This is a genomic window from Streptomyces sp. DSM 42067 (assembly GCF_055792885.1).
Genome location: NZ_CM147706.1, coordinates 5760464 through 5786778 on the forward strand (window position 1 = coordinate 5760464; position 26315 = coordinate 5786778).

Annotated in this window: 23 protein-coding genes; 11 read left to right on the forward strand and 12 right to left on the reverse strand. The window is 70.6% G+C overall.

The genetic code is table 11. The annotated features are described in order from the left end of the window. Nucleotides 1-152: 152 nt before the first annotated feature. Nucleotides 153-584, reverse strand: coding sequence for a DUF4307 domain-containing protein (locus ACSMXV_RS26355; RefSeq protein WP_473173704.1), 432 nt, complete (start codon nt 582-584; stop codon nt 153-155). A gap of 201 nt (nt 585-785) precedes the next feature. On the opposite strand from ACSMXV_RS26355, the gene mca reads away from it, so the two are divergent. Both mca and ACSMXV_RS26365 read left to right on the forward strand, forming a co-directional pair. Beyond that, nucleotides 786-1667, forward strand: a complete 882-nt coding sequence (mca, locus tag ACSMXV_RS26360; RefSeq protein WP_473173705.1) for a mycothiol conjugate amidase Mca — start codon at nt 786-788, stop codon at nt 1665-1667. Beyond that, complete coding sequence (locus ACSMXV_RS26365; RefSeq protein WP_473173706.1) at nt 1660-1917, forward strand: hypothetical protein; 258 nt, start codon at nt 1660-1662, stop codon at nt 1915-1917. The genes mca and ACSMXV_RS26365 overlap by 8 nt, the downstream gene beginning before the upstream one ends. Nucleotides 1918-2011: 94 nt before the next feature. On the opposite strand, the gene ACSMXV_RS26370 is transcribed toward ACSMXV_RS26365, so the two are convergent. The 3 genes from ACSMXV_RS26370 to ACSMXV_RS26380 form a co-directional block, all read right to left on the reverse strand. Further along, nucleotides 2012-5233 carry a tetratricopeptide repeat protein gene (locus ACSMXV_RS26370; protein ID WP_473173707.1) on the reverse strand — a complete coding sequence of 1074 codons (3222 nt, stop codon included), beginning with the start codon at nt 5231-5233 and terminating at the stop codon, nt 2012-2014. 95 nt (nt 5234-5328) lie between these two features. Further along, nucleotides 5329-5796 carry a PIN domain-containing protein gene (locus tag ACSMXV_RS26375; protein WP_473173708.1) on the reverse strand — a complete coding sequence of 156 codons (468 nt, stop codon included), beginning with the start codon at nt 5794-5796 and terminating at the stop codon, nt 5329-5331. Next, a complete protein-coding gene (locus ACSMXV_RS26380; protein WP_473173709.1) occupies nt 5786-6055 on the reverse strand; it encodes a type II toxin-antitoxin system Phd/YefM family antitoxin in 270 nt (89 codons plus the stop codon). The genes ACSMXV_RS26375 and ACSMXV_RS26380 overlap by 11 nt, the downstream gene beginning before the upstream one ends. Nucleotides 6056-6175: 120 nt before the next feature. On the opposite strand from ACSMXV_RS26380, the gene ACSMXV_RS26385 reads away from it, so the two are divergent. Next, nucleotides 6176-8215 (forward strand): thioredoxin domain-containing protein, encoded by a 2040-nt coding sequence (locus ACSMXV_RS26385; protein ID WP_473173710.1) that lies wholly within the window; start codon nt 6176-6178, stop codon nt 8213-8215. A gap of 13 nt (nt 8216-8228) precedes the next feature. Here the strand turns inward: ACSMXV_RS26385 and ACSMXV_RS26390 are convergent, their stop codons facing one another. The 3 genes from ACSMXV_RS26390 to trhA all read right to left on the reverse strand — a co-directional run bounded on the left by ACSMXV_RS26390 (nt 8229) and on the right by trhA (nt 10519). Beyond that, nucleotides 8229-8951, reverse strand: coding sequence for a Mut7-C RNAse domain-containing protein (locus ACSMXV_RS26390; RefSeq protein WP_473173711.1), 723 nt, complete (start codon nt 8949-8951; stop codon nt 8229-8231). A gap of 110 nt (nt 8952-9061) precedes the next feature. Next, nucleotides 9062-9685 carry a TetR/AcrR family transcriptional regulator gene (locus ACSMXV_RS26395; RefSeq protein WP_473173712.1) on the reverse strand — a complete coding sequence of 208 codons (624 nt, stop codon included), beginning with the start codon at nt 9683-9685 and terminating at the stop codon, nt 9062-9064. 90 nt (nt 9686-9775) lie between these two features. After that, the gene (gene trhA, locus ACSMXV_RS26400; RefSeq protein ID WP_181863253.1) at nt 9776-10519 is read right to left on the reverse strand and encodes a PAQR family membrane homeostasis protein TrhA; all 744 of its coding nucleotides are present in this window, start codon (nt 10517-10519) and stop codon (nt 9776-9778) included. Nucleotides 10520-10758: 239 nt separating this feature from the next. On the opposite strand from trhA, the gene ACSMXV_RS26405 reads away from it, so the two are divergent. Next, on the forward strand, nt 10759-12612 hold the full coding sequence (locus ACSMXV_RS26405; RefSeq protein ID WP_473173713.1) for a phosphoenolpyruvate carboxykinase (GTP): 1854 nt from the start codon (nt 10759-10761) through the stop codon (nt 12610-12612). Between the two features lie 255 nt (nt 12613-12867). Here ACSMXV_RS26405 and ACSMXV_RS26410 read toward each other — a convergent pair whose 3' ends face one another. Beyond that, a complete protein-coding gene (locus tag ACSMXV_RS26410) occupies nt 12868-13407 on the reverse strand; it encodes a hypothetical protein (RefSeq protein ID WP_473173714.1) in 540 nt (179 codons plus the stop codon). Between the two features lie 262 nt (nt 13408-13669). Here ACSMXV_RS26410 and ACSMXV_RS26415 point away from each other — a divergent pair, with 262 nt between their 5' ends. Beyond that, nucleotides 13670-14824, forward strand: a complete 1155-nt coding sequence (locus ACSMXV_RS26415) for an RNA-guided endonuclease InsQ/TnpB family protein (protein WP_473173715.1) — start codon at nt 13670-13672, stop codon at nt 14822-14824. 392 nt (nt 14825-15216) lie between these two features. On the opposite strand, the gene ACSMXV_RS26420 is transcribed toward ACSMXV_RS26415, so the two are convergent. Both ACSMXV_RS26420 and ACSMXV_RS26425 read right to left on the reverse strand, forming a co-directional pair. Continuing rightward, entirely contained in the window at nt 15217-15666 is a 450-nt protein-coding gene (locus ACSMXV_RS26420; RefSeq protein ID WP_473173716.1) for an SCO4983 family protein, read from the reverse strand. A 165-nt stretch (nt 15667-15831) separates the two neighbouring features. Then, complete coding sequence (locus ACSMXV_RS26425; RefSeq protein WP_473173717.1) at nt 15832-17043, reverse strand: pyridoxal phosphate-dependent aminotransferase; 1212 nt, start codon at nt 17041-17043, stop codon at nt 15832-15834. A gap of 125 nt (nt 17044-17168) precedes the next feature. On the opposite strand from ACSMXV_RS26425, the gene ACSMXV_RS26430 reads away from it, so the two are divergent. Then, entirely contained in the window at nt 17169-17903 is a 735-nt protein-coding gene (locus ACSMXV_RS26430; protein ID WP_473173718.1) for a hypothetical protein, read from the forward strand. A gap of 156 nt (nt 17904-18059) precedes the next feature. Further along, nucleotides 18060-18773 (forward strand): alpha-ketoglutarate-dependent dioxygenase AlkB, encoded by a 714-nt coding sequence (locus tag ACSMXV_RS26435; protein WP_473173719.1) that lies wholly within the window; start codon nt 18060-18062, stop codon nt 18771-18773. Nucleotides 18774-18852: 79 nt separating this feature from the next. On the opposite strand, the gene ACSMXV_RS26440 is transcribed toward ACSMXV_RS26435, so the two are convergent. Further along, nucleotides 18853-20490 (reverse strand): N-acyl-D-amino-acid deacylase family protein, encoded by a 1638-nt coding sequence (locus ACSMXV_RS26440; protein WP_473173720.1) that lies wholly within the window; start codon nt 20488-20490, stop codon nt 18853-18855. Between the two features lie 185 nt (nt 20491-20675). After that, complete coding sequence (locus ACSMXV_RS26445) at nt 20676-22076, reverse strand: alanine racemase (protein WP_473173721.1); 1401 nt, start codon at nt 22074-22076, stop codon at nt 20676-20678. A 170-nt stretch (nt 22077-22246) separates the two neighbouring features. Between ACSMXV_RS26445 and ACSMXV_RS26450 the strand changes: the two genes are divergently transcribed. The 4 genes from ACSMXV_RS26450 (at nt 22247) to ACSMXV_RS26465 (ending at nt 26258) form a co-directional block, all read left to right on the forward strand. Next, nucleotides 22247-23302: a sugar kinase gene (locus ACSMXV_RS26450; protein ID WP_473173722.1), complete on the forward strand. Its 1056-nt coding sequence runs from the start codon at nt 22247-22249 to the stop codon at nt 23300-23302. Further along, nucleotides 23299-24099 (forward strand): IclR family transcriptional regulator, encoded by an 801-nt coding sequence (locus ACSMXV_RS26455; protein ID WP_473173723.1) that lies wholly within the window; start codon nt 23299-23301, stop codon nt 24097-24099. Before ACSMXV_RS26450 ends, ACSMXV_RS26455 begins: the two co-directional genes overlap by 4 nt. A 43-nt stretch (nt 24100-24142) precedes the next feature. Further along, a complete protein-coding gene (locus ACSMXV_RS26460) occupies nt 24143-24553 on the forward strand; it encodes a RidA family protein (RefSeq protein ID WP_473173724.1) in 411 nt (136 codons plus the stop codon). Between the two features lie 262 nt (nt 24554-24815). Next, nucleotides 24816-26258 (forward strand): GntP family permease, encoded by a 1443-nt coding sequence (locus ACSMXV_RS26465; protein ID WP_473179073.1) that lies wholly within the window; start codon nt 24816-24818, stop codon nt 26256-26258. Nucleotides 26259-26315: the final 57 nt, after the last annotated feature.

Consider the following 26315-nt stretch of genomic DNA (forward strand, 5'->3'; position numbering starts at 1 on the left):
GCGAAACCACGAGCCTAACAATTCAGTCGCGAAACGGGGAGGACATAAGACCTGAGATTTACGTCGCCGCAGGTCAGGCAGTGGAGTGAGAAAACACTCCGCGCTCCTCGCCGCGCGCGTCCACCCCCAGCCGTCCGGCGGCCGTGAGGGCGTCAGTCGCTGTGGCAGCCCACCAGCTCTGCGGCGGTGGCACGGGACGTCGTACGCAGCGTGACGACCTTGTCGATCCGGTCCGACTGCTCGTCGAAGCGGAAGTCCGCGCGGCCGACCTCGGCGCCGTCCTCTGACTGCGAGCGCACGGTGCAGTACCCCTTGGTGCCGGCGTCCTTGCGTACCTCGAGGTGCACCTCGACCGCCCGGTCCGAGACCACGTCCCACTTGATCAACTCGCCGCTGACCTTCGCACCCGCGATGTAGTCGTAGCCGGCCCAGCCGACGAACGCGAGCAGTGCCGCACCCAGCACCGCGCCGACGATCCTGAGCCTGCGATCGGCGCGCTCGTCCGCGGACTCGGAGCGGCCGTAGCGGCCCTCCGGTCGCTGCACGGAGGAACCACTGGTGCCGGCGTCCCGCACTGCGCTCATGATCGTCCTCTCGGAAGGGGCCGGTGCCGGGGCCCGGATCCGGCCGGTTCGGGGTGGCCGGGACAGGCCCTGGAATGAATCGCCCCCCGAGTCGGTCACTATAGAAGCCTGCCACCCGCCAGCCGACCGCCGCCCCACACCGACGTACGACGACCGTGGGCGGGGTCACATCGATCGCCGAGACCACCGAGGGAACGAGTCTTGACTGAGCAGTTGCGACTGATGGCCGTTCACGCCCACCCCGACGACGAGTCGAGCAAGGGCGCGGCCACGATGGCCAAGTACGTGTCCGAGGGGGTGGACGTGCTGGTCGTGACCTGCACCGGCGGGGAGCGCGGCTCCATCCTCAACCCGAAGCTCCAGGGCGACCCGTACATCGAGGAGCACATCCACGAGGTACGCAAGAAGGAGATGGACGAGGCGCGCGAGATCCTCGGCGTCAAGCAGGAGTGGCTCGGCTTCGTCGACTCGGGTCTTCCCGAGGGCGACCCGCTGCCGCCGCTGCCCGAGGGCTGCTTCGCCCTGGAGGACGTCGACAAGGCGGCCGGCCGCCTGGTGAGGTCCATCCGTACGTTCCGTCCCCAGGTGATCACCACCTACGACGAGAACGGCGGCTACCCGCACCCCGACCACATCATGACCCACAAGATCTCGATGGTGGCCTTCGAGGGCGCCGCGGACACCGAGAAGTACCCCGAGGGCGAGTACGGCCCGGCGTACCAGCCGCTGAAGCTCTACTACAACCAGGGCTTCAACCGCCCCCGCACCGAGGCGCTGCACAACGCGATGCTGGAGCGGGGCCTCGAGTCCCCGTACGCGGAGTGGCTCAGGCGCTGGGACGAGTTCGAGCGCGTGGAGCGCACGCTGACCACCCACATCCCGTGCGCCGACTTCTATGAGATCCGCGACAAGGCGCTGATCGCCCACGCCACGCAGATCGACCCCGACGGCGGCTGGTTCCGGGTCCCGATGGAGCTCCAGAAGGCGGTCTGGCCGACCGAGGAGTACGAGCTCGCGAAGTCCCTCGTCGATACGTCCCTCCCCGAGGACGACCTCTTTGCGGGCATCCGAGACAATGCCTGACATGAGCGCAAGCGCAAGCCTGGCAATGACCAACCTCGTCTCCCTCGCCAAGGAACTCGACGAGGACAAGGTGACCCCCGGCGTCCTCGGCTTCATCGTCTTCGCCGTGATGGCGCTGGCCGTGTGGGGCCTGATGAAGTCGATGAACCGGCACATGGGGAAGGTCGACTTCAAGGAGACACCGGAGGAGGACTCCTCCAGCGCCTCCGACGGCGGCAGGAAGGGCTCGGCCCCGGCTGCGAAGGGCTGAGAGGGCTGAGCCCACGCGGGCTCAGCCCTCTGATCCGGCCTCCGCTTCGACCGCTTACGGCAGCCGGAACCGTGCGGCTGGATCAGGCCGTTCCTCACCCCACCCCGACCGGCACCCCCATGACCTCCCGTGAGTGGCGTCGCGGCACCATTCCCAGGCGCCAGGCCTGCCAGCCGGCGTCCAGGTCGACGCCACGCTCCAGCAGCAGCTGGTACGCCTCCACGTAGTCGTCCAGCTTGCCGTCGCGGGCCGGATGCGTGGTTCGGGACAGTTGGGCCAGTTCCTCCTGGGCGACCGCCGTGCCGACCTCGGAGCCGCCGGGCGATGCGTACGGCAGGAGGGTGCAGCGCAGGAAGTGGGCCCAGTCCTCGCCGCGGCGGTCGCCGTAACCGGCGAACAGGGCCGCCGCCTCGTCGCACAGTCCCAGGGCCGCCTGCGTACGGCCGTTTCCGGCGTCGACCACGGCCAGCTCCAGGCACGTCCAGGCCTCGCCGTGGGCGACGCCGATGCGCTGGAAGTCGGCCCGCGCGTCGACCAGGAGCTGGCGGGCGAAGCCGGAGTTGCGCAGCGACCCGGTCTGGGCCGCTCGCTGGTCGCGCGTGACCCGCGCCGAGTGGTGTCGGGCGCAGGCGAGCCCGTACACGTCGCGCATGCGCGAGAACATCGTGCGGGAGCGCTCCAGCTCGCGGACCGCCTGGTCGAGGTCGCCGGTCTCCTCCAGGGCCTGGCCCAGGTAGTAGATCGTCCACGCCTCGCCGCGCGCGTCCTCGTTGTCGCGGTGGCGCGCCGCCGCCTGCCGCAGGCCGTCCACCGCCGCCGACGGCTCGCCGTCGACCAGCCGTGCCCGCGCCAGCTGCGTCATCGCCCACGCCTCACCGCGGCCGTCGCGCGTCCGCCCGTACTGATCCAGCGCGATCCGCAGCTCACTCTCCGCGCGCGCCACGTCACCCATGCGCAGGCACAGCTGCCCCAGCTGGAAGTGCGCCCACGCCTCGCCGTGCACCGACTCGCTGTCCCGGTGCAGGACCAGGGCCGACGACAGCAGCTCCAGCGCCCTGGCGACCTGCCCCCGGTCACGCTCCACCGCGGCCAGCGCGTGCAGCGTCCACGCCCGGTCGGCGGCGAGCGCGTCCGTCGCCTGAAGATCGAGGGCTTCGTGCAGCTTCGCCGACGCCTCCGTCAGGTTGCCCTGGTGGTGCAGCGTGATCCCCAGTGAACACAGCGCACGCGCCGCACCCGCGTCGTGGTGCGCCTCGAAGTAGAGATCCACGACGGACGCCAGGGTCGAGCGGGCCTTGTCGAGCTCGCCGAGCTGACGGGCCGCGATGCCCGTACGCCACTGGACGCTGCGTACCAGCAGGCCCTGGTCGATGGCCTGCGTCAGCTCGCTGATCTCGCCCAGGCGGTACAGGTCGCCGCGCAGCAGGCAGTAGTCGCACAGCGCACCCAGCAGGTTCAGCACCGCCGTCTGGTCGACGCCCTCCGCGTGGCGCAGAGCCGCCGTGATGAAGCTCGACTCGTCGTCCAGCCAGCGCAGCGCCGCGTCGAGCGACGTGAAGCCGTGCGGACCCACCGTGCTCGAGTGGAAGGACGTGTCCGCCCTGGTCGACGTCTTGCCGTCGACCAGACGGATCACCGAGTCCGCCAGCTCCGCGTAGTTGACGATCAGCCGCTCCTGCGCCGCCGTGCGCTCCGCGGGGTCCTCCTCGTCCAGCAGCCGCGCCTGGGCGAAGGTCCGTACGAGGTCGTGGAGGCGGTAGCGGTTGCCGCGGTCGTGGTCGATCAGGCCCGCGCGGGACAGCGCGGTGAGCTGCCGGGTCGCCTCCGTCTCGTCCGTGCCGAGCAGCGCCGCCGCCGCGGCCGCGCCCAGCGACGCCCGGCCTGCCAGCGCGAGTCTCCGCAGCAGCCGCCGCGCCGTGTCCGGCAGATCCGTGTAGCGCAGCCACAACGCACGTTCAACCGGCTCCACCGGCCCGTACGCCCCCAGGTCCGCCGCCAGCTGACGCGCCGAACGCGGCCCCAGCGAAGAGCCCGCGATGCGCAGCGCGAGCGGCAGACCCCCGCACAGCTCGCGCACCCGGTCCGAGGCCTCGGCGTCGTACGGCCCCGACGCGTCCTGCGCCGACGCCCGCAGCAGCTCGTCCGCGCCCGCCGCCTCCAAGGGCTCCACGGACAGCTGGTGCACCCATGCGGGCAGATCGGCGGGCAGCTCGAGCGGCTTGCGGGCCGTGACCAGGACCAGGCTGTCCGAACGCTCGGGAACCAGGGTGCGCACCTGCTCGGGGTCGCTCGGGTCGTCGAGGACGACCACGACCGGCAGCCCGGTCAGATGCTGGTGGTACAGCTCGCTCAGCCGCCGCACCTGCTGGTCCTGCGACGACCGTTCCCGGAACAGCAGTTGCTCGCGCGGCGCTCCCAGCCGGTTCAGCAGATACAGCAGCGCATCGCGCGTGGACAGCGGCGGCGCCTCGGGGCTGTCCCCGCGCAGATCCACCCGGCACGCGCCCCGGAACTGGTCCTTCAGGCCGAGCGCCGCGCGCAGCGCCAGCGCCGAGCGGCCCGAACCGGGCGCGCCGTGCAGCACCACCACCGTCGGCCGCGTCTCCGTGCTCGCCCGCGCCGCGTGGACCCACTGGGCGATCCGCGCCATCTCCTGCCGCCGGCCCGCGAGCGGCCCGTCCGGGTCCGGCAGATGCCCGAACGACTGCTCAAGGACACGCCGGCGCCGCGCCTCCGCGCTCTTGTCGGTACGCCGAAGCTGCGGCGCCGCCTTCTTCGTACCGCCCGACGCGCTGGCCGTGATCACCCGCTGCTGATCCAGGAACGGGCGGATGCCCCGCACCTCCAGCGCCGTCAGCCACTGCAGCCGCAGCTGCTCGGGGCCGCCGGGCTGGTTGCGGGCCCCGGCGCTGCGGTTCGCGGCCGGCACGTGCGACGCCGTCACCTTCACCACCGTCATGGCCGCGCCGGCCACCGCGGTGACCGCCCCGGCGCTCACCGCGGTGCCGGGACTCGTGCCGAGCAGCAGATCCGCCAGACAGGCCGCGACCGCCGCGGAGGCCGCCACCAGAAAGGCGGTTCCGCCTCCCTCCCGGGCGAACCGCTGCCCGAACGACAACTGCCCGGCCTCGGCCTCGTCGAGCGCCGCCGTGTACGCGCCGTACTCCTCGGCCGCCGTCTGCGCCATGGCGTCCAGCGCCCCTCGGGCCCGCGACAGCAGCACGCCGCCGTCGATCCGACCGCCCGAGCGCCGCACCTCCTCCTCCACGGCCCGGGCCAACAGCCGCTCGGCTTCCGCCCGATGGCTGTCCCGCATGTCACGTCCCCCTCCGGTGGCTACGGCATTCGCGGACAAGTGTCCTGCGTACGGGCCGGGATTGGGAGGGGATCACGAGAGAGGATCTGGCGGCGCTAGCGGTCGTGCAGAACTTTCGGGCGGGTGACGGGAACGACGGTGAGAAGGCCGTCCAGTCCTTTGTAGTCATCGGGGTTGGTGGTGAACAACGGCAGGTTCTCGGCGATTGCGATGGCGGCGATCATCAGGTCGGCCACTCTGCGCCTGGGCTTGCGGCCAGCGCTGATCACGGCCGCGCAGACCCGGCCGTAGATGCGGGCTGCTTCCGCGTCGAAGGGAATCGGGTCGAACTCGTTCTCCGCGCGCTGCAGCACGTCCAGCCGACGAGCACGTTCGATGTGCTCGTCGTAGTCGTCCTGGTCCTCGTTCCTGCGCACTTCGTGGGGCCCGGCGGAGAGCTCGGCCAGCGTGATGGCTGTGATCGCCATCTCCGCGGGGAGCTCCTCGGGGTCCAGCCACTTGCGCAGGATCATGATGTTGGTGTCGAGCAGCCCCTGCTCATGGTCAGCGTGGTCAGCGGCCATAGGGGTCGTCCATCTCCTGATCGGCCGTGGCGTCCTGGTCTGCGCGGAAGGCCTCCAGGGAGATGTCGGGGGCTGTACGGGACATCGCCACGAATTCGCTACGGGGGACGAAGCGTCGGCGGCGCCGCAAGGGGATCAGCTCACCGATCTGGTGCCCGTCACGGGTGACGGTGAACGCCTGTCCGCCCTGGACGGCGTCCATGATCTCTTTGGATTTGTTGCGCAGGTCGCGCTGGGTGATCTCGGGCTGTGAGGCCATGCCTTCCACGATACGCACGTGTGGCATGGCGTGCTACCAGATAGCACACCATGCCACACGTCTCCGCCTCTGAAACGGTGGGGACGTCCGCGCCTCAGGCCCGTCGGGCAGGATGGAGGCATGGCTAACCGACTGGCCCATGAGACCTCCCCTTACCTCCTCCAACACGCCGACAACCCCGTCGACTGGTGGCCGTGGTCCGATGCCGCGTTCGAGGAGGCGAGGCGGCGGGATGTGCCCGTGCTGCTCAGTGTCGGGTATTCGAGTTGCCACTGGTGTCATGTGATGGCGAGCGAGTCGTTCGAGGACAGCGACACGGCCGCGCTCATGAATGAGCACTTCGTGAGCGTCAAGGTCGACCGTGAGGAGCGGCCGGACGTCGACGCCGTGTACATGGAGGCCGTGCAGGCGGCGACCGGGCAGGGCGGCTGGCCCATGACGGTGTTCCTCACGCCCGACGCTGAGCCGTTCTATTTCGGGACCTACTTCCCGCCCGCGCCCCGGCACGGCATGCCGTCGTTCCGGCAGGTGCTGCAAGGGGTGGAGCAGGCCTGGACCGACCGGCGTGAGGAGGTCGCCGAGGTCGCGGGGAAGATCGTGCGGGATCTTGCCGGGCGGGAGTTCGCGTTCGGCGGCGCCGAGATGCCCGGCGAGGAGGAACTCGCGCAGGCGCTGCTCGGGCTCACGCGTGAGTACGACCCGATGCACGGCGGGTTCGGCGGGGCGCCCAAGTTCCCGCCGTCGATGGTGATCGAGTTTCTGCTGAGGCACCACGCCCGCACGGGTGCGGAGGGCGCGCTGCAGATGGCCGCCGACACCTGCGAGCGGATGGCGCGCGGCGGGATCTACGACCAGCTGGGCGGGGGCTTCGCGCGCTACTCGGTGGACCGCGAGTGGGTGGTGCCGCACTTCGAGAAGATGCTTTACGACAATGCGCTGCTGTGCCGCGCGTACGCGCATCTGTGGCGGGCCACGGGCTCGGATCTCGCGCGGCGCGTGGCGCTGGAGACCGCCGACTTCATGGTGCGGGAACTCCGTACGAACGAGGGTGGGTTCGCGTCCGCGCTGGATGCCGACAGCGATGACGGGACGGGTAAGCACGTCGAGGGTGCGTTCTACGTGTGGACGCCAGAGCAGCTGCGGGAGGTGCTCGGTGACGACGACGCCGAGCTTGCGGCCGCGCACTTCGGGGTGACCGAGGAGGGGACCTTCGAGGAGGGCGCCTCGGTGCTTCAGCTTCTGCAGCGGGAGGGGGTGGTGGACGCGGCCCGGCTCGCCTCCGTGCGTACGCGTCTGCTGGCCGCGCGGGAGCAGCGCCCCCGGCCCGGCCGCGACGACAAGGTGGTCGCCGCCTGGAACGGCCTCGCGATCGCCGCGCTCGCGGAGACCGGCGCGTACTTCGACCGGCCCGATCTCGTCGACGCCGCGATCGCGGCGGCCGACCTGCTCGTACGCCTCCACATGGACGACCATGCGCGGCTCGCCCGCACATCGAAGGACGACCGGGCGGGATCCAACGCGGGCGTGCTGGAGGACTACGCGGATGTCGCGGAGGGTTTCCTCGCGCTGGCGTCCGTGACCGGCGAGGGCGTGTGGCTGGAGTTCGCCGGGTTCCTGCTTGACCATGTGCTGGCGCAGTTCACCGGTGAGAACGGCGAGCTGTACGACACGGCCGCGGACGCCGAGCAGCTCATCCGGCGTCCGCAGGACCCGACGGATAACGCGGCGCCGTCCGGGTGGACGGCTGCGGCCGGGGCGCTCCTGTCGTATGCCGCCCAGACCGGGTCCGAGCCGCATCGTGCTGCTGCGGAGCGGGCGTTGGGTGTGGTGAAGGTACTTGGGCCGCGGGTGCCGCGCTTTATCGGGCATGGGCTGGCGGTGGCGGAGGCGTTGCTTGACGGGCCGCGTGAGGTCGCCGTCGTGGGCCCCGCGGGGGATCCGGCGACGCGCGAGCTGCACCGGGCGGCGCTGCTCGGGACGGCGCCGGGGGCGGTGGTTGCCGTCGGTGAGCCGGGCGGCGACGAACTGCCGCTGCTTGCCGATCGGCCGCTTGTAGGGGGCCGTGCGGCCGCGTATGTGTGCCGGAACTTCACGTGTGATGCGCCGACGGACGATGTGGAGCGCCTGCGGGTGGCGGTGGGCGGCCACGCCCACCCTTGACGGCCGTAACCGTTCAGCCGAACTCGGCGACGGCGCTCCCCACGATTCGTTCCAGGCGGTCGTGGTGGGCGCCCCGCCAGTACACGCGGTCGCACTCCGCGCACTGCGCGAACACGTCGTACGACCGTTGCGTGCCGCCCTGGAGGAGGTCGGCGACCTCCTCCTTGCGGGCGTCGCGCAGGGTGCCGTTGCATGCCGTGCACCGGGTCCAGGGGCGCAGCTCGGGGGCGAAGCGGCCCAGCACGTCGCGGAGCTGGTCGTCGGGGCGGTCGCTGTAGACGTACGCGCCGGCCCACAGTTCACGGCGGCGCAGCAGGCCGCGGTCGCGGCTGAGCAGCACGCGCCGCTCGGCCGCGGACTGGGTGGCGAGCGCGGCGTCCCCGGGGTCGGCGGAGTCGTACGCCGCGTCGACGCCGAGCAGCCGCAGCCGCCGGGCCAGTGTGCCCAGGTGGACGTCGAGCAGGAAGCGCAGCGGCGCGCCCGGTACCGCCTGCGGGCGCTCGACGGCCCGCACCTCGACAGACTCCCCGGCCGTGGGGATGTGCGCGACGGTGACAGCGCGGCCGTCGACGACGAGCGCGCCTACCTCGGTCAGCGGCACACCGACCGACTCGATGACATGCCCGAGCGTCGAGGCGCCGTCGGTGACGAGCCGCGTGGGGCCGCCACGCCGCCCGGGAGGCACGAACATGCCCAGCTCGGGGGCGAAGTCCACCTGGATCTCGGGTCCGTTCACGCGCTCAGAATGTCATGCCATGGGGGTACCTCCCATGCCTTCAAGGCAATGGGGGAGGGGCCGCTGCCTGGTCTTTTCCCGGCGCGCCCGGCGCCCGCAGGCCGCGCCGGTCAGCGCACGAGGCTCCCCTCGAACGTGCTCAGCGCACGGTCGAGGAGGTCCGGGAGATCGTCCTGGTGGTCGTGCTCGGCCCAGTAGAGGCTGGTCTCAAGGAGTGCGCCGACGATGGCTGTGGCGAGGACGCGTACCTGCAGGTCGCCGGTGTCGCGGCCGGTGCGCTGGGCGATGGCCCGGCGCAGCAGGCGGGCGGTGACCGACATGCTCTCGGTCATCCGGGCCCGTACGGCGGGCACGTCCACCATCAGCCGGGTCCGCAGCCGGGACACGGCGGGCTCCTCGTCGAATCCGAGGCCCACGACCCTCCGCAGCACGTACCGCAGGGAGTCGATCAGCGGCTCGTCCTCGGGCCGGGCCCGCATCTCCTGTTCGAGGACCGGGTCGTACTCGTCCGTGAGGACGATGTCCTCCTTGGTCGGGAAGTACCGGAAGACGGTGGACGGCGACACTTCGGCGGCCTCGGCTATCTGCTCGATGGTCGTCGCGTCGTACCCCTGCTCGTCGATCAGCCGGTAGGTCGCCTCGCGGATCGCCGCCCGGGTCTTGATCTTCTTCCGCTCACGGAGGCCCAGTTGCGGGCGGTCGGCAGGGGAGGTACGAGTGCGTGCGGCCGTCATAGGGCTCATTGTCGGCCACTCACTGTCAGTGGTCCATGTCACTCTGGGGTGCAGGTTGGATCACGGTACGTACAGGCGTACGCGGTGTGGTCAGGCGTGCTGGTAGGCCACCAGTGAGATGCCGACGTAGTGCACGGCGAACGCCGCAAGGGTGAAGGAGTGGAAGACCTCGTGGAAGCCGAACCACCGGGGTGACGGGTTGGGGCGCTGGATGCCGTAGATCACGCCGCCCGCGCTGTAGAGCAGACCGCCCACGATCACGCAGACGAGCACGGCGATGCCGCCCGTGCGCATGAAGTCGGGGAGGAAGAAGACGGCGGCCCAGCCCATCGCCAGGTAGCAGGGGGTGTAGAGCCAGCGCGGGGCGCCGACCCAGAAGACGCGGAAGACGATGCCGGCCGCTGCCGCCGCCCAGATTCCCCAGAGCAGCCACTGCCCCTTGCCGCCCGGCAGCAGCAGCAAGGTCAGCGGTGTGTACGTGCCCGCGATGATCAGGAAGATGTTCGCGTGGTCCAGTCTGCGCAGGATGCCGTCCGCGCGGGGGCTCCAGTTGCCGCGGTGGTAGATGGCGCTCACGCCGAACAGCAGGCAGGCCGTCAGTACGTAGATGCCGCAGGCGATCCGGCCGCGGGGGGAGTCCGCGAGGGCAGTGAGAACGAGGCCCGCGATCAGCACCGCCGGGAACATTCCGGCATGCAGCCAGCCGCGGAGGTGCGGCTTCATCGGGGCCAGGGCCGCCTGGAGCGGCGTCTGTGTGGACTGGTGCGGGATCGAGGCCGGCCCCCCTTCAGGGGCCGCTGAACTCCCGGTGGCGTCGGCGGCAGGCACAGTCATTGCCGCATCGTACCTACGGAGCCGTAACTCACATATGCCTGCCGGTGAACGAAAGTGCACAGAGTGGTGATGCTCACTCCGCTCAGTTGTGAGGCCGTCTGGACAGATGCGCGAATGCGGCGGATGATCAGATGAGTGCGGTCGGCACCGGATGAGCGCAGAGTGATCGAAGAGCGCAGCATCCGGGTCGCAGCCCCCACGGGGCACCAAGTCAAAATCCCCTCTTTCTAGGAGCAACCGTGGCGCGCGACATCGCGGCTCCCAGCACCGTCCCCACCCGCCATCAGGAACTGGTCTCGTGGGTCAACGAGATCGCCGAACTGACTCAGCCGGACAGCGTGGTCTGGTGTGACGGATCCGAGGCCGAGTACGAGCGACTGTGCGAGGAGCTCGTCGCCAAGGGCACCTTCAAGAAGCTCGACCCGATCAAGCGCCCCAACTCCTACTACGCGGCTTCCGACCCGACCGATGTCGCCCGGGTCGAGGACCGCACCTTCATCTGCTCCGAGAAAAAGGAGGACGCGGGCCCGACGAACCACTGGAAGGCCCCCGCGGAGATGCGGGCCATCTTTACTGGAGAGAAGAACAGCTTCCAGGGCACGGGCGCCACCGGAGGGATATTCCGCGGCTCGATGCGCGGCCGGACCATGTACGTGGTGCCGTTCTGCATGGGCCCGCTCGGCTCGCCGCTCTCCGCGATCGGCGTGGAGATCACCGACTCCGCGTACGTCGCCGTGTCCATGCGCACCATGACGCGCATGGGACAGCAGGTCCTCGACGAGCTCGGCTCGGACGGCTTCTTCGTGAAGGCCGTCCACACCCTGGGCGCGCCGCTGGAGCCGGGCCAGGAGGACGTTCCGTGGCCCTGCAACTCCACCAAGTACATCTCGCACTTCCCGGAGACCCGCGAGATCTGGTCGTACGGCTCCGGCTACGGCGGCAACGCGCTGCTCGGCAAGAAGTGCTACGCCCTGCGTATCGCCTCCGTCATGGCGCGTGACGAGGGCTGGCTCGCCGAGCACATGCTGATCCTCAAGCTCACCCCGCCGCAGGGCGAGTCCAAGTACGTCGCGGCGGCCTTCCCGTCCGCGTGCGGCAAGACCAACCTCGCCATGCTGGAGCCGACGATCTCCGGCTGGACCGTGGAGACCATCGGCGACGACATCGCCTGGATGCGGTTCGGCGAGGACGGCCGGCTCTACGCGATCAACCCCGAGGCGGGCTTCTTCGGTGTCGCGCCCGGCACCGGTGAGCACACCAACGCCAACGCGATGAAGACGCTCTGGGGCAACTCGGTCTTCACGAACGTCGCGCTGACGGACGACAACGACATCTGGTGGGAGGGGATGACCGAGGAGATCCCGGCGCACCTCACCGACTGGAAGGGCAACGACTGGACGCCGGAGTCCGGGACCCCGGCCGCCCACCCCAACGCCCGCTTCACCGTCCCGGCCTCGCAGTGCCCGATCATCGCGCCCGAGTGGGAGGACCCCAAGGGCGTGCCGATCTCGGCGATCCTCTTCGGCGGCCGCCGTGCCTCCGCGGTCCCGCTGGTCACCGAGTCCTTCGACTGGCAGCACGGCGTGTTCCTCGGTGCCAACGTGGCGTCCGAGAAGACCGCCGCCGCCGAGGGCAAGGTCGGCGAGCTGCGCCGCGACCCGTTCGCCATGCTGCCGTTCTGCGGCTACAACATGGGCGACTACATGGGCCACTGGATCAACGTCGGCAAGAGCAAGGACCAGTCCAAGCTGCCGAAGATCTACTACGTCAACTGGTTCCGCAAGAACGACGCGGGCAAGTTCGTCTGGCCGGGCTTCGGCGAGAACAGCCGTGTCCTGAAGTGGATCGTCGAGCGCCTGGAAGGCAAGGCCGAGGGCGTCGAGACCCCGATCGGAATCCTGCCGACGAAGGAGGCACTGGACACGGACGGGCTCGACCTGGCCCAGGAGGACCTCGACTTCCTGCTCAAGGTCGACACCGAGGTCTGGCGCGAGGAGGCCGCGCTGGTCCCCGAGCACCTCAACACCTTCGGCGACCACACGCCGAAGGAGCTGTGGGACGAGTACCACGCGCTGGTGCAGCGCCTGGGCTGACGTCCCACCTCACCACGGTGTGAACTGCGCGGCCGGTCCGACTTGCCCTGACCCGCGATGTCGCCACGGCCGGCCGCGACGGGGTTCCCCTCTCGAGCGCACGAACGCCGGGAGCGGGCACCCCATGAAGACAACGGCCCCGCACAATGGCGTGCGTGGCCGTTGTCTTTGTTCGCGCATGTCCACGAGGCGTCCACGGCGTCGAAGACGGTCCTCGTCCGCCGCTGACGGTGCCGCTGACGCCGTAACGCCCGGTCAGAGCGGTCCGCCCCGGTCCTCCAGGTACCGGGTGTGGGACTCCTGGCGGCGGGCCTCCGTCTCGCGGAGGGCCGCCGCCAGCCGCTCGGCCTCCTTCTGGAGCACTGTCAACTGCCGCTCCAGATGGCGTTCCGGCGGCTCCTGGCCAGGTGTCAGCCGAGTCCACCACCGGGTCCGTACGAAGGTGTCGACGGCCTCCGGGATGTCCTGCCGCACCGCCCGCGAGAGCGCATGCACGCCCTCGGGGTCCTGGGCCAGCACCTCGGCGACCCAGCCGGGATCCAGCAGCGCCGCAAGGAGGTCGGTCAGTTCGGCGAGCCGTCCGGACGCGGCGGGCGGGAGTTCGACTCCGCGCAGGTACTCCAGCAACGTGCCGAAGTCGCCGCGCACTTCGTCGAGCTGGGCGGACGGGTCCGGGAAGTCCGGCAGCGGGGGCCGCTCCGGCGGAGCGATCAGCGCGCCCGCGCCGTACAGCCCCGCGACGACGACCGGCCAGTACGGGCCCGCCACCCCTGTGAAGGTCAGCACCACACCCACCAGCCCGCACGCGCTGCCGGTGAGGTTCGGCCTGGAGCTTGCCCATGGTCTCCCAGAGGCGTACGCGCTCGGTCTGGAGGGCGGCGTTGTCGCGGCGCAGTTCGTCCTGGCCGCCGCGCAGCGACTGCCGGGCGCTGAGCGCCCGCAGGACTGCCTGGCGGAGCCAGGAAATGCGAATAAGCGTCCCGCAGGTCACCGGTTGTGGTGATCGCCAGGCAAATGGCGGTTGTTTGTGCGGTTGTCGTACTACGGTCCGGGTCTTGTGAAGTTGGTGGTGCAGGTGAAGCTGCTGCCGACGCCGGTGCAGGCGTCGGCGCTCGATGCGACCCTGCGCGCCTGCAATCGGGCCGCCACGCACGCCTCCGGCGTTGCCTTCGCCAAGGACCTGAAGGACCGTAACGGGCTGCAGAAAGAGGTGTACGCGGATCTGAAGACGACCTTCGGGCTTTCGGCCCAGCCGGCGGTGAGGGCGGTGAAGAAGGTCGTTGACGCCTACGCGGCCCTGAAGGCCAAGTTGCAAGCCGGGAATCTGGGTCCTCCCACCTCCAAGCGGTACCGCAATGCGGTCAGCAGCCCGATCGTCTTCCGACCGGAGGCGGCCCAGCCGTTCGACGACCGCTGCCTGTCGTGGCAGTACGACGCGCGCACCATCTCCATCTGGACCGTGGACGGGCGGATGAAGGGGATCCCGTTCGCCTGTTCACCCGACCAGCTCAAGACGCTCGTGGCCCACCGCAAGGGCGAGAGCGATCTCGTGTGCCGGGGCGGTAAGTGGTTCCTGATCGCCACCTGCGACATCCCCGAGCCCGAGCCGTATGAGCCGGTCGACTTCATCGGCGTGGACCGGGGCATCGTGAACCTGGCCACCACCAGCGACGGCACCAACCACCAGGGACGGCGGCTGTCGCGTTACCGGCGCTGGCAGGCCGGTAAGCGCGCCGAACTCCAGGCCAAACGCACCCGCTCGGCCACCCGCCGCCTCGCCCGCCGTACACAGAAGGAGAGCCGCCATGCCTCGCACGTGAACCACCGCATCAGCAAGGAGATCGTGTCCGTCGCCCAACGCACCGGTCGTGGGATCGCCGTCGAGGCACTCGACGGCATCCGCGAGCGGGTACGGTTACGCGGCGACCAGCGGGGCACGCTCTCCTCCTGGCCGTTCCATCAGCTCGGAGCGCACCTGGCCTATAAGGCCCGTAGGGCCGGGGTGCCCTTCCTTGAGGTGGATGGGGCCTACACTTCGCAGCGCTGTCCGCGCTGCGGCCACACCGAGCGGGCCAACCGGTCCACCCGGGACCACTTTTGCTGTCGTCGGTGCGGGCTCGCTGGCCCGGCCGATGTCGTCGCCGGGGTCAACGTGCGTGACCGCGCACGCTCGGCGTGGGTGTTTGTCACCACACCCGCACCCACCCCCTGAACTCAGGGGTATGGGTGGATGCGACCCGTGACCGTCCTGTCGTAGGGGACAGTCGGGAGCGCGACGAGGCGTGAACGACCGAGTACACAAGCTCGGCCGTTCACGGCCGAGAAGGTGACGGTGTAGCCCTGTGCGAGTGCCGGCCCGCGACGACGGCTGCCACAACTCCGCCGATCAGCAGCACCGCGAGGACTATTCCTGCGATACGTCTCACACTGGGGAGCGTGCTCGCGGAACCCGACGTTCCAGGGCGATCCGGGTGAACGTGGGGTGACCAACCCATCCCGGTATGCAACCGGAACAACTTGCTCCGTCAGACGTGGTGGCGCCCGGTCCGCGCCACGCCGTGGGTGCGCGCGGACCGGGGCCGTCGTGGGGACCCTGGATACGGGTCAGCAGGCGGCGAGTTGGCGGCCGTCCTGCGCTGCCGCGTGCGCGTCCATGCGATGCGCGGCGAGGATCGCGGCCGCGGTGTCGGCGCGCGATGCGGCCACCACCAGGGCACGGCCCGCGAGGGCGTGCGCACGCTGGTGCAGGGCCGCGAGGCGCGGGTCCCGTCCGTCGCCCGACGCGGCGGAGGTGCCGCCACCAGTCGCTGTCACGGCCGCCCGCACCGGCGGCTTCCCGTCGCGCAGTCGGGCCACCTCCTGCGCAAGCTGTTCGGCGGCGGCGTCCAGGTCGGCGTCGGGGGAGAGCGCGCGCAGGTCGTCTGTGACGGCCAGCAGCGCCGCGAGATGCCCGGCGAGCTGGATGTCCAGCTCCTCCTCCCGGGAGCGGTGCGGGAAGTCCTCGTCGGCGCCGGCCATCGTGTGGACCGACTTGGTGCGGATCGGTTCGTACATGGGGATGGCCTCCTGTGCTCTGACAGGAAACCATCCTAGCTTAGATTCAGTCTAAAGTTGAGTCCGTTCGCGGAATGGAGTGCAGGGTTTACACAGGGTGAATCGGACGAGGCCCCGGCGGGAGCCGAGGCCTCGTTCGTGACGACCGGGGTGTGAGGGGCACCGTCAGGACTGGCTGTAGCCGTCCAGGAACTTCCCGATGCGGCCCACCGCGTCCTTCAGATCCGTCACCGACGGCAGCGTGACCACCCGGAAGTGGTCCGGTTCCGGCCAGTTGAAGCCCGTGCCCTGCACGACCATGATCTTCTCGGCGCGGAGCAGGTCCAGCACCATCTGCCGGTCGTCCTTCACCTTGAAGACCTTGGGGTCGAGGCGCGGGAAGAGATACAGCGCCCCCTTCGGCTTCACGCACGTCACGCCCGGGATCTGCGTCAGCAGCTCGTACGCCGTGTCGCGCTGTTCCTTCAGCCGGCCGCCCGGCAGAACGAGATCGTTGATCGTCTGGCGTCCGCTGAGCGCGGCCACCACACCGTGCTGTCCCGGCATGTTCGCGCACAGCCGCATGTTGGCGAGGATCGTCAGGCCCTCGATGTACGAGTCGGCGTGCGCCCTGGGCCCGGAGATCGCCATCCAGCCGACGCGGTAGCCCGCCACGCGGTATGCCTTCGACATGCCGTTGAAGGTCAGGGTGAGCAGGTCCGGGGCGACGGCCGCGGTCGGGGTGTGCGTCGCCTCGTCGTAGAGGATCTTGTCGTAGATCTCGTCCGAGCAGACGAGGAGGTTGTGGCGGCGGGCGATGTCCGTCAGGCCGCGCAGCACCTCTTCGCTGTATACGGCGCCCGTCGGGTTGTTCGGGTTGATGATCACCAGCGCCTTGGTGCGGTCGGTGACCTTGCGCTCGATGTCGGCGAGGTCCGGCATCCAGTCGGACTGCTCGTCACAGCGGTAGTGCACCGCCGTGCCGCCGGACAGCGAGACCGCGGCCGTCCACAGCGGGTAGTCCGGCGCCGGGACCAGCACCTCGTCACCGTCGTCGAGCAGGCCCTGCATGGCCATCACGATGAGCTCGGAGACGCCGTTGCCGATGAAGACGTGCTCGACGTCCGTCTCCACACCCAGCGTCTGGTAGTGCATCATCACCGCGCGGCGCGCCGCGAGCAGGCCCTTCGCGTCCCCGTAGCCATGGGCGCCGGAGAGGTTGCGGAGCATGTCCTCGAGGATCTCGGGCGGGCACTCGAAGCCGAACGCGGCCGGATTGCCGGTGTTCAGCTTGAGGATGCGGTGTCCTGCCGCCTCGAGCCGCATCGCCTCCTCGAGAACCGGGCCCCGGATCTCGTAACAGACGTTGGCGAGCTTGGTCGACTGGATCACCTGCATGCCCGCGAGCTTACGGGCGTCTGGCCGGATTCGCTCCGTGTTATCCGACACGTGAGACGTGGGCTTTGGGTGGGTATGGCTCTCGGCTGCACCCGCAGCCCCTGGATTCTCTACAATTCCCGCCCATGTCTTGGCACCCTCACCACGGCACCGATGCCTACGACGCAAACAGCGCGAACGGTACGCATGGTGCGTACGGCGCTAGCGGCCCGCATCCGGACCATGGCGACACGCAGAATCTGCCGGCTGTGTACCACCCGTACGGGGACACGACCCAGGCCGCCTACGACGGATACGAGGATCCGGCGGCCGCACACGGCTGGCAGGAGCCCTCGGCGGACGGCGGGGGCGTGTACGGGGACGCCGATGGTGCGTACGAGGACGGCCGTGGTCGGTACGAGAGCGGTGTCGAGCATGGCGACGGTGCGGCTTTCGGCGGCCGGTCGCGCCGCCGCCGAAGGAGCCGGACGGGCAGCCGTGTGCTCATAGCGGGCGCGGCGGCCTGCATAGTGTGCGCGACCGCCTTGATCGCGTGGCTCTCCGGCGCGGGGTCCTCCGGGAGCCCTGAGCCCGGAAGCCGGGAGACCGAGCAGAACCAGCAGGTCGAGGACGCGGAGCCGGGCCCCGGCCAGACCGGCTCGACTGCTGCCGAGCCCACCGCCGACCCGGCCGCCGGGGCCCCGGAGCCCGCGAGCCCGACCGCATCGGTGAGCGCTTCCGGGACCGGCGGCGAGACGAAGGAGCCCACGACGCAGGCGCCCACGACCACGGCGGCCCCTTCCACGTCGAGCGGTCCGGGCAACGGGAACTCGGGCGGCAACCCGGGCCACGGGCAGGGGCCGACCAAGGGGCCGAAGTAGGCCGGTCTCAACTCCTCAAGCCCGGCAAAGAAGCCCGGCAAAGAAGCCCGGCAAAGAAGCCCGGCGGAAAAGACGCCGCCCTTTGCTCCGTTCGGGGGTTCTGCCCCCACTCCCTTAATAGATCGCATGTTCGGTAGCGGTGGGTACGCTGGAGCCATGTCCGCGCACCTTCATGGACTCCAGGGTTCGCTGTTCGACCAGACCGACGACATCCGTCTCGGCCCGCTGACGGGCGTACGCAGGATCGTGCTGGGCGACGGAGCGTGGATCGACGTGCTGCCAGGGTGGCTGCACGGCTCGGACGCGCTCTTCGAGCACCTGGCCGACGTGGTGCCCTGGCGCGCCGAGCGCCGCCACATGTACGAGCAGGTGGTGGACGTGCCGCGACTGCTCGCCTACTACGGCGCCGACGACCCCCTCCCGCACCCCGTCCTGGACGAGGCACGGGCCGCCCTGTCCGCGCACTACGCCGCCGAACTCGGCGAACCCTTCGCCACCGCGGGGCTCTGCCTCTACCGCGACGGCCGCGACAGCGTCGCCTGGCACGGCGACCGGATCGGCCGCGGCGCCCGCGAGGACACCATGGTCGCCATCCTGTCCGTGGGCACACCGCGTGATCTGCTGCTGCGCCCGCGCCGGCCGGCGGGCGGAGCTGCCGGGAGCGGGGGCGAGGGCAGCGGGGGCCGGAGCGGGGGCAAGGGCGGCGAGGTCCGGAGCGGCCGCGCGACCGTGCGGCAGTCGCTCGGCCACGGCGATCTGATCGTGATGGGCGGCTCCTGCCAGCGCACCTGGGAACACGCGGTGCCGAAGAGCGCGCATGCGACGGGGCCGCGGATCAGCATCCAGTTCCGCCCGCACGGCGTCGGCTGAGCACCGCTCGTACATCCAGGGCGGCCGCGGGCGGTGCGCTGAACACCGCTCGTACGCCCCGAGCGGCCCCGGGGCGGAGTCACCGCGCGCCGGCGCCCCGGACCGCACGTCCCGCGAGGACACCGGTGCGCCGTCCGTCCTCGATCACGAAGCGGCCGTCGATCAGTACGTACGGGATGCCCGTCGGCAGGACCCGCGGCGCCTCGAACGTCGATCCCGCCGCGACCGTCTCCGGGTCGAACAGCACCAGGTCGGCGCGGTAGCCCTCGCGTACGAGCCCCCGGTCGGCGAGACGGAGCCGGGCCGCGGGACGCCCGGTGAGGTGCGCGACGCATTCCTCCAGGGAGAGGACGCCCAACTCCCGTACGTACCGGCCGAGATACTGCGGGAACGTCCCGTACGCCCGCGGGTGCGGCTTGTCGCCCTGCAGGATCCCGTCCGAGCCGCCGGTGTGCACGCGGTGGCGCATGATCGTCTGCACGTTCTCCTCGTGGCCCACGTGCTGGAGGATCGTCGAGCCGAGGCGGTCCTCCAGGAGCAGACGGCGAGCGGTGACCCAGGGCTCCTCGCCGCGCGCGTCGGCCGACTGCTGGATCGTCCTGCCGACGTGGGAGCCGAGCCCCGGCTGGGAGACGCCCGAGATCTCGATCGTGTCCCACTCGATCGGCACGCCGTGGCAGCCGTCCGCGCCGACGATCTCCATGTGGTGGCGTATCCGCTCGGCGGTCTCGTCGTCGCGGAGGCGGGCCAGGATCGCCTCCGGACCACCCTCGCTCGCCCAACTCGGCAGCATCGCCACCAGAGTCGTACAGCCGGGGGTGTACGGATACGTGTCCAGGGTGATGTCGGCTCCGGCGTCGAGCGCGTCGTCGAGGAGGGTGAGGAGCTCAGGGGCGCGGCCCTTGTTCACGCCGAAGTTCATGGTGGCGTGGGCGAGATGGAGGGGGCAGCCGGCGGTGCGGGTCAGCTCCACCATCTCCGCGTACGCCTCCAGGGCGCCCGCGCCGTACGAGCGGTGGTGCGGGCAGTAGTAGCCGCCGTGCGCCGCCACCACCCGGCACAGCTCGGCGAGTTCGGCGCCCTTGGCGTACATGCCGGGCGTGTAGGTGAGGCCGGACGACATGCCGACGGCGCCCTGCTCCATCCCCTCGGCCACCAGCTGCCGCATGTGGTCCAGCTCGGCGGGCGTCGCCTCACGGTCGTCCCAGCCGACGGCGAGCATACGGACGGTGCCCTGCGGAATCAGATAGGCCGCGTTGACGGCGATGCCCTCGCCGTCGAAGCCGTGGTCCAGACGGTCCAGGTACTCGCCGACCGAGCGCCAGGTGAAGTCGATGCTCTCGTCCCCGGGACCGCCGCCGTTCCAGCCGGTGATGGCCGTGCGGACCTCGGCGAGGGTGCGGTCGTCGACCGGCGCGTACGACAGGCCGTCCTGGCCGATGACCTCCAGGGTCACGCCCTGGGCGGCCTTCGCGCTGTGTTCCGGGTCGCGGAGGAGGGCGAGATCGCTGTGGGCGTGCATGTCGATGAAACCGGGGGCGAGGGCCAGGCCGTCGGCCTCCAGCGTGCGGTGGCCGCCGCCGGCGGCCAGGCGCGGAGCGCCGTCCGACTCGCGGCGGATCTCGGCGATCCGGCCGCCTTCGATAAGGATGTCGGCGCGGTACGAGGGGTCGCCGGTGCCGTCGAGCACGCGTACGCCACGGATGACCAGGTCCATCGGTTGCCCTTTCCCCGGGCTCCGCCCGGGCTGTCTCCCGCGCCTCCGGCGCGTGCCTGTCCGGGCTCCGCCCGGGCCTTCTTCTCCGCGCCTCCAGCGCGGTTTCTCCCACCCACCCGCCCTGCATTCGCGGGCTCCGCCCGCCCGGTCTCCCGCGCCTCCGGCGCGTAGCTTTGCGGGCCCCGTCAGAAGAACGTCCGCACGTACTCCGTCACCGTCCCGTCCGCCTCCACCACCGGGATCAGCTGCCACTTGTCGAACGACGTGCACGGGTGCGACAGGCCCAGGCCGACCCAGTCGCCGACCTCCAGATCGGCCTCCGCGGAGGTGCGCAGCCAGCCGTGCTGGTCCGAGAGGCCGGTGACCTCGATCCCGGTCGCCGGGCGCTCGACGCCGTCGCGGGCGCCGCGGACCACCTGTGCCTGCGGCAGGTCCAGGTCGTACGCGGCGTCCCGCTTGCCCGCGTTGACGAACGCCTGGTCCGCGGTGGGCCGCGAGACGACCTGGGCCCACAGCCGGAACGCCGGGTGCAGGGCGCCCTCCTCCGGGACCCGGTTGAACGGCGTCACATGCTTGTAGTGCCCGTCGTCGTGGGAGACGTACGCGCCCGAGCGCAGCAACTTCAGGACCGGCAGGGAGAGTTCGGGGATCTCCGCGAAGACGTCCGCCACCGCGTCGAACCAGGCGCTGCCGCCCGCGCTGACGACGATCTCGTCGAGACCGGACTCGGACCCCGACCTCGATCCGGACGATGCCGACCCCGACCCCGATCCGGACGTCGCCGACCCCGACCCCGATCCGGACGACGCCGACCCCGACCCGGACGTCGCCGACCCCGCCCCGGAGAAGCGGCCCGCCTTGTCGAAGTCCGCCGCGAGCGCCGTCAGGCGGCGCAGCCAGGCGCGGACCCGTTCCGGGTCAGCGTCCGGGACCTCGCCCTCGTATCCCGCGACGCCCACCAGCCGCAGCGTGTCCACGGCCGCCACCGCGTCCGCGACGGCCGTGCAGTCGGCCTCCGTCCGCGCCCCTGTGCGCGCGCCCTCGCCCGCGCCCAGCTCGACGACCACGTCGACCGGGCGTCCGCCGGCCGGCAGCGGGGACAGCGCGGCGTCCATCAGCTCGACACCGCGTACCGAGTCGACGTAGCAGATGAAACGGAACTCCGGGTCCCCGGCGAGCTCCGCCGCCACCCACCGCAGGGCCGCCGCGTCCACCAGCTCGTTCGCCAGGAAGACACGCTGGACGCCGAACGCGCGGGCCACCCGCACCTGGTGCGGCACCGCGAGCGTGATGCCCCACGCGCCGTGCTCGATCTGGCGGTGGAAGAGCTGGGGGGCCATGGAGGTCTTGCCGTGCGGTGCGAAGGCGAGGCCGTGGCGGGTCGCGTACGTCTCCATGAGCTCGAGGTTGTGCTCCAGGCGCTCGGCGGAGAGGGCGAGGACCGGAGTGGCGAAGCCGTCGGTGAAGAGGTTGCGGCGCTGGGCGGCCAGCTCGCCGACGGTCAGGCCGTCGGCGTCCGGCGGGAGGCCCTTGAAACGGTGGTCGACGCGTTCGGCGGCCAGGCGTGCGAGCGCTTCGGCACTCATGGAGCCTCCCTGATGAGTAAGTTGCAACATGTGCAACGTGCATTGCGTATGACGTTTCCTGCTGTCTAACATCCCCAGCGAACACCGGTCAATGCAGCCGCTGCGACCCGAAACCACGAGGAGCCGCGACCATCGAGACCACCGACGGACTCTCCCCTGTCCCCGATGTCGTGGACGTCGTCACGCTCGGCGAGTCCATGGTCACCTTCCTGCCCTCCCGCCCGGGCCGCCTCGCCGACGTACCGTCCTTCGACCGGGCCATCGGCGGCGCGGAGTCGAACGTGGCGTGCGTACTGGCGGCCGCCGGCCATTCCACGCGGTGGGTCAGCCGGGTCGGCGCCGACGGGTTCGGCGACCACCTGGTCGAGACGATCGGCGGGTACGGCGTCGACGTCACGTCCGTGCGGCGTGACCCGGAGCGCCCCACCGGCATCTACTTCCGCACGGCGGGCGACCGCGCCACCGACGCCCACGAGGTGGCGTACTACCGGTCGGGATCGGCGGCCTCGGCGATGGCGGCCGACAGCGTGGACCTGGACGCGCTTCGTGCGGCTCGCATCCTGCACCTCTCCGGGATCACGGCCGCGCTGTCCGAGGAGTGCCTCGGCCTCATGCGGGAGCTGACGGCATCTCGTCCCGGTCGCCCGCTCGTCTCCTTCGACGTCAACCACCGGCCCGGGCTGTGGCGCGAAGCCGACGGGCCGCGCGTACTGCTGGAGCTGGCGCGCGGAGCCGACATCGTGTTCGTGGGGGACGACGAGGCGCGGGAGGCCTGGGGGCTGCACGGCACACGCGCCATCCGCGAGGCGCTGCCCGAGCCGGAGATCGTGGTCGTCAAGCAGGGCAAGGGCGGGGCGACCGTGCTCGACAAGAACGTCGACGGCCTGAGCGAGGACGCCACGGGCACCACCACCTTCGTACGCGCGCTGGACATCGACGTCGTGGCCCACGTCGGCGCCGGCGACGCCTTCGCCGCCGGGTTCCTGTCGGCCACGCTGCGTGGTCTCCCCGTACGCGACCGACTGCGGCACGGCCACCTCATGGCCGCCGCCGCCCTCACCGTCCCCGGCGACCTCGGCACCCCGCCGGCCCGGAGCCACGCCGACCGCCTGGCCAACCTCGATGACAACGCGTGGGGGACACTTCGACTGGGCCCCGGCTGGACGGACGCCGTCACCGCGGACGCGCACGAGACGGAGGCCACGGAGGAGGTACGCATCCCATGAGCCAGACCGTCGACCGCGCGCTGAGCATCCTGCCGCTGCTCGCCGAGGGCCCCGCCGACCTGGGGCAGGTCGCCGACCGCCTCGGCGTCCACAAGTCCACCGCACTGCGGCTCCTGCGCACCCTGCACGAGCACGGCCTCGTGCACCGCCAGGCCGACCAGCGCTACCGCCTCGGCGCCCGCCTCTTCGCCCTCGCCCAGGAGGCCGTCGAGAACCTCGACATACGGGAGATCGCCCACCCCTACCTCGTCGACCTCAACGAGAAGTGCGGGCACACCGTGCATCTCGCCGTGTACGAGGAGAACGAAGTCCTCTACATCGACAAGGTGGAGAGCCGCTACCCGGTGCGCATGTACTCGCGTATCGGCAAGCCGGTCGCCATCACCGTCGCGGCCGTCGCCAAGCTGATCCTCGCCGACCGTCCCGAGGCCGAGCGGCGCGCGCTCGCCGAGAAGCTCGACTACCCCATGTACACGGCCCGTTCGATCCCGAACGCCGCCGCCTTCCTCAAGGAGCTGGCGACCGTACGCGAACAGGGCTGGGCCACCGACCTCGGTGGCCACGAGGAGTCCATTAACTGCATTGCCGCGCCCATCCGCGGTGCGGACGGGCGGGTCGTCGCGGCCATGTCCGTCTCCGCGCCGAACGTCGTCGTCACCGCAGAGGAACTCCTCACGCTGCTCCCGCTGGTGCGCCGCACCGCCGACGCCATCACCCGTGAGTACTCGGGCAGCGCCCCTGCGAGGGACACCCCCACCTCGCACGGCCCGGCACGGCCCGTCCCCGGAAAACCCTGAGAAACCCGGAAAAACCCGGAAAGTCCCGAAAGAAATGAGCGACATGACCGAGAAGACCGCCCTCACCCCGGCCACCCACACCACCCCGCCCGCCAAGTTCTCGCACGGCGTCAAGAAGGGCAACATCCTCCAGGTCGCCGGCCAGGTCGGCTTCCTCCCGGCCGTCGAGGGCGAGGCCCCCACGCCCGCCGGCCCGACCCTGCGCGAGCAGACGCTGCAGACCTTCGCCAACGTCAAGACGATCCTCGAAGAGGGCAGCGCCACCTGGGACGACGTGATGATGATGCGCGTCTACCTGACCGACGTCGACCACTTCGCGGAGATGAACGAGATTTACAACGCGTACTTCGAGGAGCAGGGGCTCAAGCAGCCCCCGGCCGCCCGTACGACCGTCTACGTCGGTCTGCCCAAGGGCCTGCTCATCGAGATCGACGCGCTGGCCGTCCTCGGCTGACATCGCTCACCGCGTCACCGTCCCCGTCGTTCGACGGCTCACCCGCAGGCTGCTGACGCCCATCGACTCCCCGCACGCCGTACATCACGGCACGGCGCCCGCCCCTGGCGCGCCGTGCCGCGATCCCCCCTGCCCGGCTGTGCCTTCTGGGGGGAGCCCCCAGACCCCCGCCCATGGAATTACGAGGCCCCCCTCCATGTCCCTGTCCTTGTCCCCGCTCGCCGCGAACGCGTCCCCACTCGCGGCATCCGCCCCCGCAGAGATGCCACCCCACACCGGCGGTCTCCTCGCCCTCGTCGACGGAACCGCGGGCCTGCTCACGGTCGCGGCCCTCGGCATCCTGCTGCTGCTCTTCCTGATCATCAAGGTGCGGCTGCAGCCGTTCGTCGCGCTGCTCGCCGTGTCCATAGCCGTCGGCCTCGCCGCAGGTCTCTCGGTCACCGAACTCTTCGGCACCGTCCAGAAGTCCGACGCCGTCTCGCTCATCGAGTCCGGCATGGGCGGCATCCTCGGCCATGTGGCGATCATCATCGGCCTGGGCACGATGCTCGGCGCGATTCTCGAGGTCAGCGGTGGTGCGGAGGTCCTCTCTTCCCGTCTGCTCAACCTCTTCGGCGAGAAGCGCGCGCCGCTCGCCATGGGCCTCACCGGCCTGATCTTCGGTATCCCGGTCTTCTTCGACGTCGGCATCTTCGTCCTCGCGCCGATCGTGTACGCCGCCGCCAAGCGCTCCGGCAAGTCGATCCTGCTGTACTGCATGCCGCTGCTCGCGGGCCTGTCGATGACCCACGCGTTCCTGCCGCCGCACCCCGGCCCCGTCGCCGCCGCGGGTCTGCTCAAGGTGGACCTCGGCTGGGTCATCCTGATGGGCATCGTCTGTGGCGTTCCGGCCGTGCTCGCCGCCTGGGCGTACTCCGCGTGGATCGGCAACCGCGTCTTCGTGCCCGTCCCGCAGGACATGGTCGAGGCCGCCGACGAGGCCAAGGCGGCGGTCGTCGCCGAGCAGGAGGCCGCGGGCCGCCAGGCGCCCGAGAAGCCGGTACCGCTGAGCACCGTCTTCCTGATCATCGGCACCCCGCTGGTCCTGATCCTGGCGGCCACCTTCTCCTCGATTGCCTTCGGCCCCTCCACCGGCCGCTCGGTCATCGAGTTCTTCGGCAACCCCTTCGTGGCGCTGACCATCGCCCTGTTCATGGCGTACTACCTGCTGGGCATCCGCCGCGGCTGGTCCCGCAAGTCCCTTGAGCGGGTCTCGACTTCGTCCCTGAAGCCGGTCGGCAACATCCTGCTCGTGGTCGGCGCCGGCGGCATCTTCGGTGCCGTCCTCAAGGGCAGCGGTGTCGCCCAGGCGCTGTCCGACACCTTCAGCGACATCGGTCTGCCGGTCATCGTCCTGGCCTATCTGATCTCGCTGGTCCTGCGCGTCGCCCAGGGGTCGGCCACGGTCGCGATCGTCACCACGGCGGGCATCGTCTGGCCCCTCATCGAGGCCGGCGACCACTCGCAGCCCTTCGTCGCCCTCGTCATCATGGCCATCTCGGCGGGCTCGATCTTCGCCTCGCACGTCAATGACGGCGGATTCTGGATCGTGGCGAAGTACTTCGGGATCTCCGAGCGGGACACCCTGAAGTCCTGGACCGTCCTGGAATCCGTTCTGTCCGTGGCGGGCTTCGTCGTGGCGGCGGTGCTGAGCCTGTTCGTGTAGGCGGACAACCGGCTGTTTCGGTACGGCAGTTCCGGTACGGCGATTCCGGTACGGCGA